This is a genomic window from Vibrio sp. 10N.286.48.F5 (genome assembly GCF_041469785.1).
GTDB lineage: Bacteria > Pseudomonadota > Gammaproteobacteria > Enterobacterales > Vibrionaceae > Vibrio > Vibrio crassostreae_C.
Map to the genome: position 1 here is coordinate 117,612 of NZ_JBFRLG010000001.1, position 17,365 is coordinate 134,976.

The 17,365-nt window shown below is 45.4% G+C and carries 15 protein-coding genes; 6 read left to right on the top strand and 9 right to left on the bottom strand.

Features of this window, described 5'->3' with window-relative positions:
• Nucleotides 1–18 precede the first annotated feature (18 nt).
• A complete protein-coding gene (locus AB4185_RS00635) occupies nt 19–624 on the bottom strand; it encodes a LuxR/HapR/OpaR family quorum-sensing transcriptional regulator (RefSeq protein ID WP_032549310.1) in 606 nt (201 codons plus the stop codon).
• Nucleotides 625–961: 337 nt separating this feature from the next.
• Here AB4185_RS00635 and hpt point away from each other — a divergent pair, with 337 nt between their 5' ends.
• Nucleotides 962–1,492 carry a hypoxanthine phosphoribosyltransferase gene (gene hpt / locus AB4185_RS00640; protein WP_017059438.1) on the top strand — a complete coding sequence of 177 codons (531 nt, stop codon included), beginning with the start codon at nt 962–964 and terminating at the stop codon, nt 1,490–1,492.
• A gap of 74 nt (nt 1,493–1,566) precedes the next feature.
• Here hpt and can read toward each other — a convergent pair whose 3' ends face one another.
• Nucleotides 1,567–2,235, bottom strand: a complete 669-nt coding sequence (can, locus tag AB4185_RS00645) for a carbonate dehydratase (RefSeq protein WP_017063246.1) — start codon at nt 2,233–2,235, stop codon at nt 1,567–1,569.
• 286 nt (nt 2,236–2,521) lie between these two features.
• Between can and AB4185_RS00650 the strand changes: the two genes are divergently transcribed.
• The 3 genes from AB4185_RS00650 to AB4185_RS00660 all read left to right on the top strand — a co-directional run bounded on the left by AB4185_RS00650 (nt 2,522) and on the right by AB4185_RS00660 (nt 6,179).
• A complete protein-coding gene (locus AB4185_RS00650; RefSeq protein WP_017063247.1) occupies nt 2,522–4,153 on the top strand; it encodes a SulP family inorganic anion transporter in 1,632 nt (543 codons plus the stop codon).
• 336 nt (nt 4,154–4,489) lie between these two features.
• The gene (locus tag AB4185_RS00655) at nt 4,490–5,407 is read left to right on the top strand and encodes an ABC transporter ATP-binding protein (RefSeq protein WP_017059435.1); all 918 of its coding nucleotides are present in this window, start codon (nt 4,490–4,492) and stop codon (nt 5,405–5,407) included.
• Nucleotide 5,408: 1 nt separating this feature from the next.
• On the top strand, nt 5,409–6,179 hold the full coding sequence (locus tag AB4185_RS00660) for an ABC transporter permease (protein WP_010435987.1): 771 nt from the start codon (nt 5,409–5,411) through the stop codon (nt 6,177–6,179).
• A gap of 85 nt (nt 6,180–6,264) precedes the next feature.
• Here AB4185_RS00660 and panC read toward each other — a convergent pair whose 3' ends face one another.
• From panC to sfsA, 7 genes are all read right to left on the bottom strand, one after another.
• Complete coding sequence (panC, locus tag AB4185_RS00665) at nt 6,265–7,155, bottom strand: pantoate--beta-alanine ligase (RefSeq protein WP_017059434.1); 891 nt, start codon at nt 7,153–7,155, stop codon at nt 6,265–6,267.
• An 8-nt stretch (nt 7,156–7,163) separates the two neighbouring features.
• Complete coding sequence (gene panB / locus AB4185_RS00670) at nt 7,164–7,958, bottom strand: 3-methyl-2-oxobutanoate hydroxymethyltransferase (RefSeq protein WP_017059433.1); 795 nt, start codon at nt 7,956–7,958, stop codon at nt 7,164–7,166.
• Between the two features lie 22 nt (nt 7,959–7,980).
• The gene (folK, locus tag AB4185_RS00675) at nt 7,981–8,466 is read right to left on the bottom strand and encodes a 2-amino-4-hydroxy-6-hydroxymethyldihydropteridine diphosphokinase (RefSeq protein ID WP_004735459.1); all 486 of its coding nucleotides are present in this window, start codon (nt 8,464–8,466) and stop codon (nt 7,981–7,983) included.
• On the bottom strand, nt 8,463–9,818 hold the full coding sequence (pcnB, locus tag AB4185_RS00680; RefSeq protein ID WP_372134660.1) for a polynucleotide adenylyltransferase PcnB: 1,356 nt from the start codon (nt 9,816–9,818) through the stop codon (nt 8,463–8,465). Before pcnB ends, folK begins: the two co-directional genes overlap by 4 nt.
• 183 nt (nt 9,819–10,001) lie before the next feature.
• Nucleotides 10,002–10,877 carry a tRNA glutamyl-Q(34) synthetase GluQRS gene (gene gluQRS, locus AB4185_RS00685; protein ID WP_372134662.1) on the bottom strand — a complete coding sequence of 292 codons (876 nt, stop codon included), beginning with the start codon at nt 10,875–10,877 and terminating at the stop codon, nt 10,002–10,004.
• Nucleotides 10,878–11,095: 218 nt separating this feature from the next.
• Complete coding sequence (gene dksA, locus AB4185_RS00690; protein WP_017059430.1) at nt 11,096–11,542, bottom strand: RNA polymerase-binding protein DksA; 447 nt, start codon at nt 11,540–11,542, stop codon at nt 11,096–11,098.
• Between the two features lie 135 nt (nt 11,543–11,677).
• Nucleotides 11,678–12,403 (bottom strand): DNA/RNA nuclease SfsA, encoded by a 726-nt coding sequence (sfsA, locus tag AB4185_RS00695; RefSeq protein WP_017066814.1) that lies wholly within the window; start codon nt 12,401–12,403, stop codon nt 11,678–11,680.
• Nucleotides 12,404–12,437: 34 nt separating this feature from the next.
• On the opposite strand from sfsA, the gene hrpB reads away from it, so the two are divergent.
• Nucleotides 12,438–14,936 (top strand): ATP-dependent helicase HrpB, encoded by a 2,499-nt coding sequence (gene hrpB, locus AB4185_RS00700; RefSeq protein WP_372134664.1) that lies wholly within the window; start codon nt 12,438–12,440, stop codon nt 14,934–14,936.
• Nucleotides 14,933–17,332: a penicillin-binding protein 1B gene (gene mrcB, locus AB4185_RS00705; RefSeq protein ID WP_102331931.1), complete on the top strand. Its 2,400-nt coding sequence runs from the start codon at nt 14,933–14,935 to the stop codon at nt 17,330–17,332. Before hrpB ends, mrcB begins: the two co-directional genes overlap by 4 nt.
• Nucleotides 17,333–17,365 lie beyond the last annotated feature (33 nt).

Here is a 17,365-nt window from a genome sequence, read left to right on the forward strand (position 1 = left end):
GAATCTCGAATCTCGAATCTACTTATAAATGCACAGCATGTTCAAATAGCTATCCGTTAAGCTTGAAAGCTCTTCTGGCGTTTCTACACGTTTCGCTTGGATGAATAGCGAGTAGCAAATGCCGTGGAATAGATTCGCTAGATGTTTAGGGTCGTGATCGTCACAGACTTCGCCGCGTTCAATAGCTTTGCTAAACATGTTTTGTACTAACATTTGGTTAGTGCGGTTCGTTGTTACGAATAGCGGCCATATTTCATCACGAGTCGAAGCGCTCCATTCGAACCATACATTTAACCAATGGCTATCTTGAGCCACTAACGTCACCATTTCAGTCGCAATATTATGTAGGTTTTGTTTTGCGTGAATATCCAGATCGATATTGTCTGAAAGGAAGTTAGAGAATTGGCGTACAACGTGATTTAGTACTTCATCAACCAGATCTTCACGGGTTGGGAAGTAGTTAAATACCGTTGCGACAGACACCTGAGCGATGTCTGCAATATCAGCGTGTCCACCACGACCGATGCCGCGGCGAGAGAATACCTCAAGAGCGATTTCCATCAATTGAAGTTTTCTTTTTAAAGGTGAAAGCCTAGTTCTAGGTCTCTTAGATATTGAGTCCATTTTATTTTCCTTGCCAACGAAATTTTTATATTAATGATTTTATTATTATTTAAGCCAAGATGAGTGTAATGGTGCATATGCGAATGGTCAATCCTTTCAGCTTGTTTTATAGACAGTTACATCAAACTTGATACATAAAGCGTGATCAGCATTGATGTGAAAGGAGACGAGTATTGGATAAGGCACCAGCGCACATTTCGTTGAGAATCTGACAGTAAATTCGAACCATAAGGTGGTGTGGGTATTTGAGCAGTGCTAGACTTACGCACAAAATTGAGCGACACAACTGACGAAACTGTCAACATTCGTCGCAATCACCAAATAGAATGAGAGCAGTATGAAGCATACAGTTGAAGTCATGATCTCTGAGCAAGAAGTTCAGGATCGAGTGAACGAACTAGGCAAACAGATCACGGAACACTACAACGGTAGTGAAGATCTAGTTTTAGTTGGCTTATTGCGTGGATCTTTTGTCTTTATGGCAGATCTTGCTCGTGCTATCGATTTAACTCACCAAGTTGATTTCATGACCGCGTCTAGCTACGGCAACGGCATGGAAAGCTCACGTGATGTTCGTATTTTGAAAGATCTTGATGATGATATCCAAGGTAAAGACGTTCTACTTGTAGAGGATATTATCGATACAGGTAACACGCTGACTAAAGTAAAAGAGATTCTGAGCCTACGTGGTCCTAAGTCTATCGAAATTTGTACGCTATTAGACAAGCCTTCTCGCCGTGAAGTGACTGTCGATACAAAATGGATTGGTTTTGAGATCCCAGACGAGTTTGTTGTTGGTGTTGGTATCGACTACGCACAAAAATATCGTCACCTACCGTACATCGGTAAGGTAGTACCTCAAGAGTAATCATTACGCTTGTGGTTTAGAAGTCATTAAAAAGCCCGCTTGATGCGGGCTTTTTGTATATATGACGGAATGGGTTAGCTTTGTTGACTAAGAAGAGGCGTCGTTAAGATCTTGTTTAATGCATCTAAGTGACTGTTCTCTAAAGTATCGTTACTTGAGCAACGTACGCCAAGGTCCTGTAGCTTGCCATCGCCAATACCATAAACCACACCATGGATTTCAACGTCTTGGCCACGCTCCCACGCATTTTGCATAATGGTTGAGTTACCTAGGTTATAAACCTGTTCTGCGACGTTAATTTCGCATAACTTGTCACCCCATTGCTCACGAGGAAGCCCCTCGATTTGCTTGCGGTATTTTAGGTAATTGTCACGGATGTGCAGTAACCAGTTGTTGATAAGACCAAGTTTAGGGTTATCAATCGCCGCGTTAACACCGCCACAACCGTAGTGACCACAGACAATAATGTGTTTCACTTTAAGCACATCTACTGCGTACTGAACAACAGATAGACAGTTTAGGTCTGTATGAACCACTTGGTTGGCCACGTTTCGGTGAACAAACAGTTCTCCAGAATATAAGCCAGTCAGGCGCTCGGCTGGAACTCGGCTATCTGAACAACCTATCCATAGAAAGCCAGGGCTTTGACCCTCTTCAAGCGTTGTAAAATACTCAGGTCTTTCAGAGCGAATTTCTTCAGACCATTTGGAATTGTTCTCAAAAAGCTGTTTTATTTCTGGCATCTTGCTTCTTACATCCCTCAATTAAGATGCTTAACTATACACAATGTTACAAATTCAATCTCGTAAAAACTGCGTCAAAATGTACTCATCTGACGTGTTCTAGTACGGAAAATCATAAACTTAGCCCACTATCAATAATCCGGTTATAAGACATGAATAATGTGATTGAATTAACACTTTCTGAACACTTGATACATTTGCTAAAGTTATAAGGTTTGTCATTTCATCATCAGGAAGGTGTGTTTTGTTTGGAAGTCGTTTTACGGATATCAATCTCAAAGGGGATATGTTTGGCGGTGTAACTACAGCCATCATCTCGTTACCTTTAGCATTGGCATTTGGTGTTGCTTCTGGCGCGGGAGCTGAAGCTGGCTTGTGGGGCGCCATTATGGTTGGCCTATTTGCAGCATTGTTTGGCGGTTCGAGTAGTTTGATTTCTGAACCTACCGGCCCTATGACGGTGATCATGACTGCCGTAATGACGAGTATGGTTGCTAAATATCCTGAAACGGGTATGGCAATGACCTTTACTGTCGTGATGATGGCCGGTGCATTCCAGATATTACTTGGTACGTTAAAGCTAGGAAAATACGTCACTTTGATGCCATATAGCGTGATCTCCGGATTCATGTCGGGCATTGGCGTTATTCTGATTATCTTGCAGCTGTCTCCATTGTTAGGGCATGCCGCTCCATCCGGTGGTGTAATGGGCACGCTCTCTGCTTTACCTGATACGCTAGCAAACTTAAAAGTGAGTGAGCTATTTCTAGGTGCTCTGACACTCGGTATTCTTTTTGGCTTCCCCGCTAAGTATCGTAAGTATGTGCCTGCTCAACTGGTCGCGTTAGTGGCTGTAACGCTCTTGTCCGTCATTATTTTTGATACCGACTCTATTCGCCGTATTGGTGAAATCCCAGCTGGTTTACCTTCCCTCGTTATCCCTACGATCAGCGCTGAACAGTTTACTACTATGGTTATCGATGCCTTGGTGCTTGGTACATTAGGTTGTATTGATACGCTTTTGACCGCGGTTATCGGAGATTCATTGACTCGTAAAGAGCATGACTCAGACAAAGAGCTTCGTGGCCAAGGCATTGCCAATATGATCTCTGGCCTGTTTGGTGCACTACCTGGCGCGGGTGCCACTATGGGGACTGTAACCAATATTCAGGTGGGAGCGCGTTCTCCGCTTTCAGGTGTTATTCGAGCTTTAGTACTTGCGCTCGTGGTATTGGTTGCAGGTGGTTTAACAGAACCGATTCCTATGGCAGTGCTGGCTGGTATCGCGATGTATGTTGGTTTCAATATCCTAGATTGGAGCTTTATCCAGCGCGCGCACAAGGTTAGCTATGCCGGCATGGGCGTGATGTACGGCGTGATGCTATTGACTGTGTTTGTTGACTTGATTATTGCCGTTGGACTGGGTGTGTTTATCTCGAATATTCTGATTATTGAAAGATTAAGCCGAGAGCAAGCCAGACAAGTTAAGGCGATCAGTGATGGTGATGATGAAGACGATATCCCATTGACTGATAGCGAACGTCAGTTACTCGATAGTGCCAATGGTAAGGTGCTATTCTTCTACCTATCAGGGCCGATGATATTCAGCGTTTCAAAGGCGATTTCACGTCAGCACTCAAGTATCTCTGACTATGAAGCGATGATTCTAGACCTGACAGATGTACCTATGATTGATGTCACTGTTGGCCTAGCGCTAGAGAATGCGATTAAAGATGCATTGGATGCGCAGTGTGAGGTGTATCTGCTGTGTCCTAATGAGAATACTCGTCAACAACTAGAGAAGTTCCACGTGATTGACCTAGTACCTGAATCCAACACTTATCGATTCAGATATGAAGCCCTGACGGCAGCAACAAGCTATGTCGACAGAGATGAGCATCAATTTGAGTCAGTTTAATTTTTCAGTAATAAGCTGATATGAATAATCTAATATGAATAAGCTATAGACGCTCACTTCAAGACTGATCATTAATGCCGTTAAGTGAATCACTTAGCGGCATTTTTATATTTATTGAACGTTGATTTAGTCTTCACGTAGCCAAGACGCTTATTTGTTTTCGAAAGAAACTCTCACACGATATTTGTATTAATCGTCAATCAACGATAAACTTGTTTGCAAAATGGCCGAGTTAACAAGTTTGGGTTAGTTTTCTGCTAGCTCGTTTTAAGCATTACTCTCTTCCTCAAGCTCGGTCGTCTACATCTTATCTATAGCAAATGGCAGTCTATCTCTATGTATGCATTAGAAATTGAGCAATTAAGAAAAACTTATGCTGGGGGCTTCGAGGCTCTTAAGGGCGTTAGTTTACAAGTAGAAAAAGGCGACTTTTACGCACTACTTGGTCCCAATGGTGCGGGTAAATCAACCACCATTGGTGTTATCTCTTCACTGGTAAATAAAACGTCAGGCAAGGTTAAAGTGTTCGGCTACGACATTGATACCGATCTGGAATTGGCGAAGCAGAACTTAGGCCTTGTGCCTCAAGAGTTTAACTTTAACCCGTTTGAAACCGTTGAACAGATCGTGCTGCAACAAGCGGGTTATTACGGCGTGCCAAAAGCATTAGCGAAAGAGCGAGCGAAAAAGTACCTATCTCAACTCGATCTGTGGGAAAAGCGTGGCGAACGCGCGCGTAACTTGTCTGGTGGTATGAAGCGTCGTTTGATGATCGCGCGTGCATTGATGCATGAACCTCATTTGTTGATCCTTGATGAACCGACAGCAGGCGTTGATATTGAACTACGTCGTTCAATGTGGGAATTCCTAAAAGAGATCAATGAGAAGCAGGGCATTACCATTATCTTGACCACGCACTACCTAGAAGAAGCAGAAATGCTGTGTCGCAACATTGGTATCATCAATCGCGGTGAGCTGATTGAGAACACAACAATGAAAGCGCTGTTGGGCAAATTGAGTGCTGAGACCTTTATTCTGGATCTGGAAGAGGGCACGACTGAACCTAAGCTTGAAGGCGTGAATAGCCAAGTGATGGTCAATGGCTCGCTAGAAATCGAAATCGACAAGAACCTAGGTTTGAATACCATCTTTGCTCAATTGAGCGAGCAACAGGTTAAAGTCCTCTCTATGCGTAACAAAGCAAACCGTCTAGAAGAGCTATTTGTGAGTATCGTCCGTGAGGGGAGTAAATAATATGTACAGCCTATATTGGACCGCTTTCTGCAGTTTGTTGACCAAAGAGATCAATCGCTTTACTCGTATCTGGGTGCAGACTCTGGTGCCGCCAGCGATTACCATGACGCTTTACTTCATCATCTTCGGTAACCTGATTGGTGCGCGTATTGGTGAAATGAACGGCTTTAGCTACATGGAATACATTGTTCCCGGTCTGATCATGATGTCGGTGATCACCAACTCATATTCCAACGTTGCTTCATCGTTCTTTAGTGCCAAGTTCCAGAAGAACATTGAAGAGCTGCTTGTAGCGCCTGTTCCTAACTACGTGATTATCGCCGGCTTCGTAATGGGTGGTGTGGTTCGTGGATTGTTAGTGGGTACCATAGTAACCTTCGTGTCGTTGTTCTTTGTCGACTTACAAGTTGACCATTGGGGCGTGATCATTGCGACGGTATTTTTAACGTCGGTAGTATTCGCTTTGGGTGGCTTGATTAACGCGGTATTCGCACGCACGTTTGATGATATCTCTATTATCCCAACCTTTATCTTAACGCCGCTGACGTACCTTGGTGGTGTGTTCTACTCGATCAGTCTATTGCCTGAATTCTGGCAAGGTGTATCGAAGTTGAACCCTATCGTGTACATGGTTAACGCGTTCAGATATGGCTTCTTGGGTGTGTCTGATGTGGGGATCGTGACGTCGTTTGGCGTACTAGGTGTGTTTATCGTGCTGTTGTATGGCATTGCACACTACCTAGTGACAAAGGGTATTGGCTTACGTAGCTAACCTTTGGTTCATCTAAGTAACAGGTAAAGAAAAAGGTCGATATAACATCGACCTTTTTTTGTTTTGCGTTAAGAGCAGAAGCCGACTATTCAGTCGTTTCTTCTTTCACTTCTTCTTTGGTTTCCGTTACCAAATCGAGAACTTGGTTATCGATAAGACGCGTCTTACCTAGGAAAGCCGACATTAGAATCACTGCTTGAGTTGATTCTGAAGTGATCGCTTGCAGAGTTTTAGCATCACAAATGAAGATTTCGTCAGGTTGAAGATCTGCAGCGCGTAGCTGGTCAGTAGCATCTTCAATCACTGATGCGTAATCATCGCGACCACCACGAATAGCGCTGCTGATCCAGCGCATAGTACGCGCTAAAACGGGCGCTCGTTGGCGCTCGTCAATCGTTAGGTTGCTATTGCGAGAGCTCATTGCCAAACCATCCATTTCACGAACGGTCGCAACGCCGACAACTTCAATGTCTAATGCTAAATCAGTGGTCATCTGGCGAATAACAGCAAGTTGCTGAAAGTCTTTCTCGCCGAAGCATGCAAAGTCTGGCTGAACGATATTAAACAGTTTAGTGACAATGGTTGATACACCACGGAAGTGACCTGGACGAGAGGCACCTTCAAGCATGTGAGATATGCCAGGGACCTCAACAAACGTCTGCTTGTCTAATCCATCTGGGTACATCACCTCTGGCGTTGGTGTAAATACTAGCTCAACCCCTTCACCTGTTAGTTTGCTTAAATCTGCTTCTAACGTTCGAGGGTAGTTGTTTAGGTCGTCTGCACGGTCAAACTGCATTGGGTTTACAAAGATGCTTACCACAACGATGTCGGCCAGTTCACGAGCTTTCTTTACCAGAGTCAGGTGGCCTTCATGCAGGTTTCCCATTGTCGGTACAAAAGCAACCGTACGTCCATCACGCTTAAACTGTTTAATCTGCTCACGAAGAGCCGCTATTTCAGCAAAAGTTTGCATACTTACTCCTAAGCGATTGTATGAGCTTCATCAGGGAAGCGCGCGCTCTCTACTTCTTCTTTGTATAGAGCTACTGCCTTACGCATATCACCTGTTTCTGCTAGGAAGTTCTTAGAGAACTTCGGCATGTAGTTCGCAGAAATACCGAACATGTCATGCATAACCAAGATCTGACCATCGGTAACATTACCTGCGCCGATACCGATAACCGGTACGTCACAAGCTTCTGTAATTCGTTTTGCCAATGAAGCTGGCACACATTCAAGTAGAACGATTTGAGCGCCTGCGTTTTGCAGTGCTAACGCGTCAGCAACCATTTTGTCGGCTTGCTCGTCGTCACGACCTTGAATCTTGTAACCACCAAAAATGTTCACAGACTGGGGCGTCAAGCCTAAGTGTGCACATACTGGTACTGCACGTTCTGTTAGCATCTTCACAGTATCAACCAACCAGCTTCCGCCTTCGATTTTTACCATGTTCGCACCAGCACGCATCAAAGTCGCTGCGCTCTCACAAGCTTGTTCTGGCGTCGCGTAGCTCATGAAAGGCATGTCAGCCATAAGAAGACAATTTGGGCTACCAGCACGCACTGAGCGAGTATGGTAAGCAATGTCTTCAACGGTTACTGGTAATGTATCGTTATGGCCTTGTAAAACCATACCCAGTGAATCACCGACAAGCAGAACTGGCATTTCTTGGCTTTCGAATAATTGAGCAAAGCTCGCATCATAAGCTGTCGAAGTCGCAAATTTACGGCCTTCACGTTTGCATTTGATCAGGTCGTTAATGGTTACTTTTTTCATTGGTTTTCCTTAATGCGCTTGGCTATTGTTGCCAAACATTGAGCCCGTTCTTATCTACTATTTTCAGTAGTTCTGTCAGCTCAGTCCCATCAGGGAGTTGTAAACTTGGTGCGATTTCAGCAAGCGGGTAGAGTACAAACTCTCGTTCTTTCATTCCATAATGAGGAACGATTAAGCGCTCTGAATCGATCACCTCATTGCCGTATAGCACAATGTCGAGATCCAAGGTTCTTGGTCCCCAACGTTCGTCTTTACGGACGCGCCCTTGCTCTAGTTCGATCTTTTGAGTGCAATCAAGCAGTTCAATTGGCGTTAATTCGGTTTGGATAGCGACTACCGCGTTGATGTAGTCTGGTTGATTTTGCGGTCCCATTGGAGTGCTACTATATAGCTGAGAGGTCGCAATAAACGTTGATCGCGGTAGGCTTTTTAGCGTTTCGATAGCCAAATTTGCTTGGCTAACTGGGTCGGCAAGGTTGCTGCCGACCGCAATGTAAGCAGTTATCATTCTGATTGCTTACTCTTTTTGTTTCGGTAAGTCTTACGGCGACGATGGCCTGACTTTGATGGTGCTACAACGTCGTTAGCCATTGCTTGACGCATGTTACGACCTGCAGTCTGATAACGCTCCCACCATTTTGCTAACTCTTTGGTTTCGCCACCTTCAATCTCACCACGCATTTCTAGGAAATCGTAGCCTGCACGGAATTTGTTTAATTCCATTAGACGAACAGCGCGTTTACCGTTGCGACGAGGCAGTCGAAGTTGCAGTTGCCAAACTTCGCGAATGGTTGCTGTGTGACGACGAGGAATCGCGATAGACTTTACTTGCTGATCTAGAATGATGTTACTCGCTTCCATGATCGCATCGTAGTGTGCCATACCCTGTTCAGCGACAAGTTTGTCTGCCAGCTTGTTCATTGGGTACCAAAGCATCGCTGCGAACATGAATGCTGGGTTTACTCGCTTACCATCTTCGATGCGAAGGTCGGTTGAATCGAGAACCAAATCAAGCATCTGCTCTGTGTGAGAGTCATAATCTTCGGTGAAGTGCTCAGCTACCGCTGGGAACATCTGTTGGAATAGATTGTACTCGCGCATCAGGTGGTAGGTTTCTAAACCGTGACCTGATTGCAGTAATTTCAGAGACTCTTCGTAAAGGCGCGCTGCTGGGATATCTCTTAGAAGGTGAGCTAACTCTTCAATCGGGTCAGCCGTGTCTTCTTCGATGTCGAAATCCAGTTTAGCGGCGAAGCGCATTGCACGTAGCATACGTACTGGGTCTTCGCGGTAACGCGTTTCTGGATCGCCAATCAGGCGGATCAGTTTATCTTCTAAATCTTCTACACCACCCGCGTAATCGTGGATGCTGTAGTCTGCAATGTTGTAGTACATCGCGTTGATTGTGAAATCACGACGCTCTGCATCTTCATCAACACTGCCGTACACGTTATCGCGAAGTAGCATGCCTTCTTTCGATTGTGCAGAAACGTTCTTCGATGGTTCTTGGTGGTGACCACGGAAAGTTGCCACTTCAATGATGTCGCGACCAAACATGATATGTGCCAAGCGGAAACGGCGACCGATAAGACGACAGTTTCTGAAGAGGTGTTTGATTTGCTCTGGCGTTGCGTTGGTCGCAATATCAAAATCTTTTGGCTGAGAGCCTAATAAGATATCGCGCACACCACCACCGACTAGAAATGCGTCAAAACCCGCACCATTCAGGCGATATAGCACTTTTAGTGCGTTGTCGCTGATCTGCTTGCGTGAAATATTGTGCTCTTGACGAGTATAAATATTCAGAGCTAATTCGTGGAATCCGCGTTGTTCGCTTGGGGTATTGTCGTTTGTATTCATTAGTTTAGAACAAAGTAGGTATCGCCAACTTTGTTTTTCTCTTAGTCCAAAGTGGTAGTGCAGAGTTTAATTGCGGCTAATAATAGCTTAGCGCGAGCCATTTGAGAACATCGTCTGCTTAACCACAGTGGTTGGTTATGGCATTTTTATGTGTCGTTTTTGCTATTTGCCGTGAGTTTCGAGCTAATTACAGTGCTCTTTTTGTAAACTATCAGGTAACTGACTGACGTTCCATTGCTGGCAGCCCCACAATAAAATCTCATCCATTGAAGCCTCACAAAGAGCCGTCGGGATATCAAAACCTAAGAATCGCATCGCGTTGAGTAACGTTGGTTTTGGGTTGTCGAGATCTATCGCGGTGGCATGGTTCTGTTTTGACAGTTTATTCCCCAAGCCATCGGTTGCCAATGGTAAGTGCAAGTAGCTCACTGTTTTTTGCTTGAGCGTCTTATACAAACTGATTTGTCGACCGGTGGGTTCTATCAGATCTGCGCCTCTTACGACTTCTGTTACTCCTTGGTCGATGTCATCAAGGACAACGGCCAAGTTATAGGCAAACAATCCATCTCTGCGTTTAATAATAAAATCTTCTACAGCTAGTGCTTTAGGGATTTGAATGGTGCCGTGGCGAACATCATCAAAGGACTCTACTGGAAAGTCCATGCACAAGCGCACCGCCTGTTCACCTGAATCGATTAGGCCTACATCTCGACAGTGACCATTGTAAAAGCCGCCCAAAGCCTTTATCTGCTTGCGGGTGCATTGGCAGTAGTAGGCTTGATTGTCAGCAACCCATTGATCGATTTGAGCTTGATACAAGTCATGACGTTGGCTTTGATAGACGACTTCACCATCCCAAAATAGATGGTAAGCCTCAAGCGTCTTAAGAATGAGGTCTGCAGCGCCGGCCATTTCTCTTGGTGGGTCGAGGTCTTCCATACGAACTAACCATTTTCCTTGGTTAGATTTCGCTTGAAAGTAGCTACCAAGAGCAGCAACAAGTGAGCCAAAATGAAGAGGACCTGACGGTGATGGTGCAAAGCGCCCGATATAATTCATGAGTGAACAACCTAATCTAAATGGTACCGCAGTAGCCGATTCTTAAGACGTTTGACAAGAGCTTTAATGCCTAGAACTAAGCTTCAATCTATAGAACAAGGTTTGATGTATAGAACTAAGGCTTAAAGCTGCTATTTACTATCAAGCGTGTGAAATACTTCGCTTGGATAACAAACAAAAAAGGGAGCCAAGGCTCCCTTTCTTTACATCTGCAAGAATTAACCTTGCATCTGTTTTTCTTTGATCTCTGCAAGTGTTTTACAGTCAATACAAAGATCAGCAGTTGGACGAGCTTCAAGGCGACGAATGCCAATCTCGATACCGCAAGAATCACAGAAGCCGAAATCGTCTTCTTCGATCTTGTCTAATGTCTTCTCAATTTTTTTGATAAGACGACGTTCACGGTCACGGTTACGTAACTCTAAGCTGAATTCTTCTTCTTGAGAAGCACGGTCAACTGGGTCTGGGAAATTCGCTGCTTCGTCCTGCATGTGGTGCACAGTACGATCAACTTCTTCCCTGAGCTGGTTGCGCCAAGCTGCTAAAATTTTTGTAAAATGTTCCGTTTGCTCAAGTGACATGTACTCTTCACCTGGCTTCTCTTGGTACGGTTCAACACCTGCGATGGCTAGGATGCCTAGCGCTTTTTTCTTAGATTCTGGCATACAGCATCTCCTATTTACACCTAGTCAACTGCAAAGCAGCTAATTTTAAGGCGGGTATCTATAGCAGAAAGAACGAATGGTGGCAAATACTCTTATTCAAACTTGCAATCAATGTGATTAGTTCAGCATCTTTGCTTAGCTATTGATAAATTCAACAGCTTGTTTTAGTTGTATTTGAGTACTGCTGAGCTCTGCTTTATAGCAAAGCACTTCAACTCCAGCGTCTTGTGCTTGTTTTAGTAATAACGAATATTTGGCGTCTATATGGTGTGCCGCAGACACTTTTTCAATACCTGAATGTAAAACAGTGAATAAAAGTACGGCTCTATTTCCAGATTCGACCATTTCTGTGAGTTCACGCAGATGTTTTTGGCCTCTGGTTGTGACCGCATCAGGGAAAAAACCTTGCCCTTTAGTTGACGTTTCTTGCTCGTCGAGCAAAGTGACGCTTTTCACTTCGATATAGCAAGGCGGCTTTTCGTTATCTTCAAGCAGAATATCAATGCGACTATTCTCACTGCCATATTTCACTTCGGTTCGTAACGCGTTATAACCTAAGAGTTCAACTATAGTCCCATTTTCAATTGCTTCCACTGCTAGCTGGTTTGCCCGCGCAGTATTTACACAAATACGATGACCTTTGTCTGTTTCTGAGATCTCCCAGCTGTTTGGGTACTTTCTCTTTGCATTATCGGAGGTTGAGTACCACACCGTATTGCCAGGAGTCGCACATCCTGTCATCGCTCCAGTGTTAGCGCAGTGAATAGTACGCTCGCTACCGTCAGGAAGTTGGATGTCAGTGAGGAAACGTTTATAGCGTTTAATAAGAGTCGCAGGCTCTAATGGCGGATTGAAGTGCATATTACTTATTTAGACAGGTAGGTTTTTATGTACAATGTTGCCAACATTACACCACAAGGTTCTCCCATTGCCACAACTGCCCATAGAAGCTGTGATGCCAGATCTGCTCGCTGGCGTAGAAACACACACTCAACTTATTCTAAAGGCCGCTCCCGGTGCGGGTAAGTCAACATTCTTCCCTTTACAGTTAGTTAAGACCAACGCCGTTCAAGGCAAAATCATCATGCTTGAACCGAGGCGTTTGGCTGCAAGGAATATTGCTACTTACTTAGCGAGCCAATTGGGAGAAAAGGTGGGAGAGAGCATTGGCTTTAGAGTTCGTGGTGAATCTAAAAGCAGCAGTACGACTCGCTTAGAGATTGTTACTGAAGGGATCATGACAAGAATGATCCAAACCGACCCTGAATTGACAGGGGTTAATATGGTGATCTTTGATGAATTTCATGAGCGCAGCATTCACGCAGATACCGCATTGGCGTTTAGCTTAGAGATCCAAGACGCGCTGCGTGACGATCTAAAAGTGGTTGTGATGTCGGCAACCTTAGATCAACAAGCGCTACAAACTTTGCTACCGGATGCCAAATACGTTGAATCACAAGGTCGCACCTTTCCGGTCGATTTCCGTTATCAGCCTCTTAGTGCAAATGAATATCTAGCCCCTAAAATGGCTAACGTGATTCGCTCTCTGATGGAGAAAGAGTCAGGCTCACTTCTGGCCTTTTTGCCGGGCGTTTCTGCGATTAAGCAGGTGGAATCTCAACTAGAACAATTCGCCAATGATATCGATGTGTGTCCTCTGTATGGGCAACTCAGCTTTTCTCAACAGCAGAAAGCGATCGCGCCATCAGAGAAAGGGCGTCGAAAGGTGGTGTTAGCGACCAATATTGCTGAGACTTCTTTGACGATTGAAGGTATTCGATTGGTGGTTGATTCCGGGCTTGAACGTGTGGCGAAGTTCGATCTGAAAACCGGTATTACTAAGCTTGAGCAAGTGAAAATCTCGCAATCTTCAGCTGAACAACGAGCGGGCCGTGCGGGACGAATTGAAGAGGGCTTGTGCGTTCGTTTGTACAGCGAAACGCAGCTGATGCAGCAACCAGCTATACCAGAACCTGAAATTCTTCATTCTGATTTGTCTTCGCTGGTGTCTGAATTGACGCAATGGGGCGCTGCGAGTGCTGATGAACTGCAATGGTTAGACGTTCCACCCAAAGCTTCTATCGGGCAAGCCAAGCAACTCTTACAGACTCTTGAATTGTTAGACGATAATGGTCAATTTACGGCATTAGGAAAACAGGTCCAACGTTTAGGTCTAGAGCCTCGTATTGCCAGCATGTTGGTTAAAGCGCAGCAAGGTAGTCCTGCTCTGTTGAATGTCGCGATTGTTGCTGCTGCTTTGCTGGAAGAGCCGGAGCGCAATGTGACGGATATTCAACACTCTTTGCATCGACTTAAGCAAAGAAAACATTCCAAAAATAGCGTTGTGATGCAGCGAGCGAAAAGTCTCGCGAGCAAACTCAATCATCACTTAGATTTGTCACAAGCTGACGAATCATTGCTACCATTAGTGCTTTGTTTTGCCTTCCCAGACCGGATTGCACAAGTGAGAAGCGCGAGCAGCAGTGCTTTCCTTTTGGCGAATGGTCACGGCGCTGAGGTTCGTGATGATGATTCACTGGCGAACAATGACTATATCGTAGTGATTGATTTGATGCGTAGTACAGGGCGAGCCAGTCAAATTTTCTTAGCCACCGCGGTTGATATCGCGCAGTTAGAAGCTGAATTTCCAAAGCTGTTTGTGCGTTCCGATTATGCCGATTGGGATGAGAAACGTGGCCGTTTAGTTGCCGAGCAGCGAGTGTCTCTGGGCAAGTTGATTATCAGCACCAAAGCTTTACCTGATCCCGATGCGAATCAGGCGAGCCAAGCGCTGCTCAATTATGTCGCTCGATGCGGGCTGGATCGCTTAAATTGGACAGCTTCGGCTAAGCAGTTGGTTGAGCGTGTGCGCTGTGCAGCACTTTGGATGCCTGAGCATGATTGGCCAGCGATGGACGATGCGAGTTTGATTGAACACCTTGATGAGTGGCTATCTCCATATTTGAATGGCATTAAGTCGGCAAAAGGGCTGGCTAGTGTTTCGATTGAGCAAGCATTGTCGGCTTATCTTGGTTGGCCTTTGAATCAAGAAATCGACCAATGGTTGCCAACGCACTATCTGATGCCAACAGGCAGCAAGAAGGCCATTCGTTATCAATATCAATCTGAACCAGTGATCTCAGTGCGAATGCAGGAAGTCTTTGGCGAACAGGACTCGCCATTGATCGCGCAAGGGCGTAAAAAAGTAGTGCTTGAGCTCCTTTCTCCAGCACAGCGACCACTACAAATTACTCAAGATTTAGCTGGCTTTTGGGCTGGCGCGTACAAAGAAGTACAAAAAGAGATGAAGGGCCGTTACCCAAAACATCCTTGGCCGGATGACCCTGCTAACCATGTAGCAACCACTAAAACCAAACGACAGTTGAATCGATGATGACCAAAATGTTAACGCCAAAAAAGGCACCACCTAAAAAAGCGCCAGCAAAGAAGTCACCAGCGACCAAAGCCAAGCCAAGAAAACCAAGAGCGGCTGCGAAAAAGACCAAACCTAAGGCTAAGAAATCTGGCAAAAGAGGTTGGTTGAAGATCCTATGGGGCATTTCTTGGAAAGCGGGCTTAGCGCTTGCGGCATTGCTGTTGTTCGTCGGTATTTATCTTGATTCTGTGGTCAAACAGCGCTTTGAAGGTCAGCTGTTTGATTTGCCAACCGTGGTTTATGCGCGAGTGCTAGACCTGTCTCCGGGAACTCCGGTGAGTTTGGTTCAGGTTAAGAATGAGCTCGATGTACTTAATTACCGTAAGGTGAACGCGCCTCGTCACCCAGGCGAATACTCTTCTTCTTCGACCAAGATTGAAATGATTCGTCGTCCGTTCGAGTTTGTTGATGGACCGGAAGCGGATCGTCATGTGATGCTGCACTTCAATGGTAACGAATTAACTCGCATTCAGTCGCTGGAGAAGAAAGGTGACATGGGCTACCTGCGTGTTGAACCGAAAATGCTTGGCATGCTTGAGAAAAGTAACGATGAGCAGCGCCTGTTCTTAAAACGCAATCAGTTCCCAGAAGTGATGGTTGATGCCTTACTGGCAACCGAAGACCGAAACTTCTATCAACACGATGGTGTGTCGCCACTGGCCATCGCTCGTGCAATGGTCGTTAACGTCAAAGCTGGGCGAACGGTACAAGGTGGTAGTACGCTGACACAACAGTTGGCAAAAAACCTGTTCCTGTCCAGTGAACGTACATTGTGGCGTAAGGTTCGTGAAGCCTACATTGCACTTATCTTAGACCATCGTTACAGCAAAGACCGTATCCTAGAGGCTTACTTAAATGAGGTTTATCTTGGACAGAATGGTGGGCAAGCGATTCATGGCTTCGGTTTAGCGTCTCGTTTGTATTTTGGTCAACCTATTCAAGAGCTGCGCATCGATCAGCTAGCACTGCTGGTGGGTATGGTGAAAGGACCGTCGTATTACAATCCGGTTCGCTATCCTGAGCGTGCTAAGACTCGACGCGATCTGGTTCTTCGCTTATTGATGCAACAAGACATCTTAACTCCGCGACAATACGAAGAGGCGGCGAGTCGTGATTTGGATATTCAAGACAACCCACGCATTGCTAGCCGTCAGCCCGCTTATTTCCAACAAGTAAACATTGAGCTTAAGAAGTATGTCGGCGATCGATTTGAGGCGAAAAAAGGGATTCGAGTCTTTACCTCTCTGGATCCGGTATCTCAAGACAAGTTAGAGAAGTCGATTGCTCGTAAGGTGCCTGATTTATCGAAAACCGCAGGTAATAAGCTGGAAGCAGCAGCTATTGCCGTGGATAGAAATACCGGTGAAATCCGGGCGATGGTCGGTGGTAAGCGTACTGGCTACGATGGCTTTAACCGTGCCTTGAACGCGAGTCGCCCAATTGGTTCTTTGGTCAAGCCTGCAATTTACTTAACCGCACTAGAGCAGCCTCAGAAGTACACGTTGGCGACAACATTGAAAGACACGCCACTGAGCTTGAAAGGCAGTAAAGGTAGCGTGTGGAGCCCGAGAAACTTCGATCGTAAGTTCCGTGGCGATGTGCCTTTGTATGTGGCGCTTTCTAAGTCTTACAACGTACCTACTGTTCGTTTAGGCATGCAATTAGGCATTGATAGTGTCTCGGATACGATTGGAAAACTGGGTGTCGATAAAAATGAGATTCGCCCAGTGCCGTCGATGTTTTTGGGTTCGTTCTCACTGACTCCGTTCCAAGTTGCGCAGATGTATCAAACCATTACCAATTCTGGGCGTATAGCACCTTTGTCTGCGCTTCGCTCAGTTGTTGATAACGATGGCGAGGTTCTGTATCAGTCGATCCCTCGTGTATCACAAAGCGTTGACCAGCAAGCCGCTTGGCTTACAACCTATGCAATGAAACGTGGCGTGTCGGAAGGCACGGGCCGTTTCCTACAAGGTCAGTTTGCATGGGCAGGGTTAGCTGGTAAAACTGGCACTAGTAATGACAGCCGAGACAGTTGGTTCGTGGGCGTAGATGGCCGTGAAGTGACGACCATCTGGCTAGGGCGCGATGATAATAAGCCGACTAAACTCACGGGCTCTAGTGGTGCGCTACGTGTTTATGCCGATTATCTGAAGCATCGAACTCCAGAGCAGTTACTGTTGCCTTGGCCGAATGGCATTACGACGGCAAGTTTTACTCGAACTTCTCAAGGGGCTTTAGAGTTTGACTGTGATGGTACGGTTAAACTGCCGGTTTGGGATGAGAATGGAAACATTAAAAAGGGTTGTGAAAGTCAACCAAAACAGTGGCTAAAAAAGCTTTTTCAGTGGTAAAGTCGTAAAAGAAAAGAATGACAAGGATAGTTT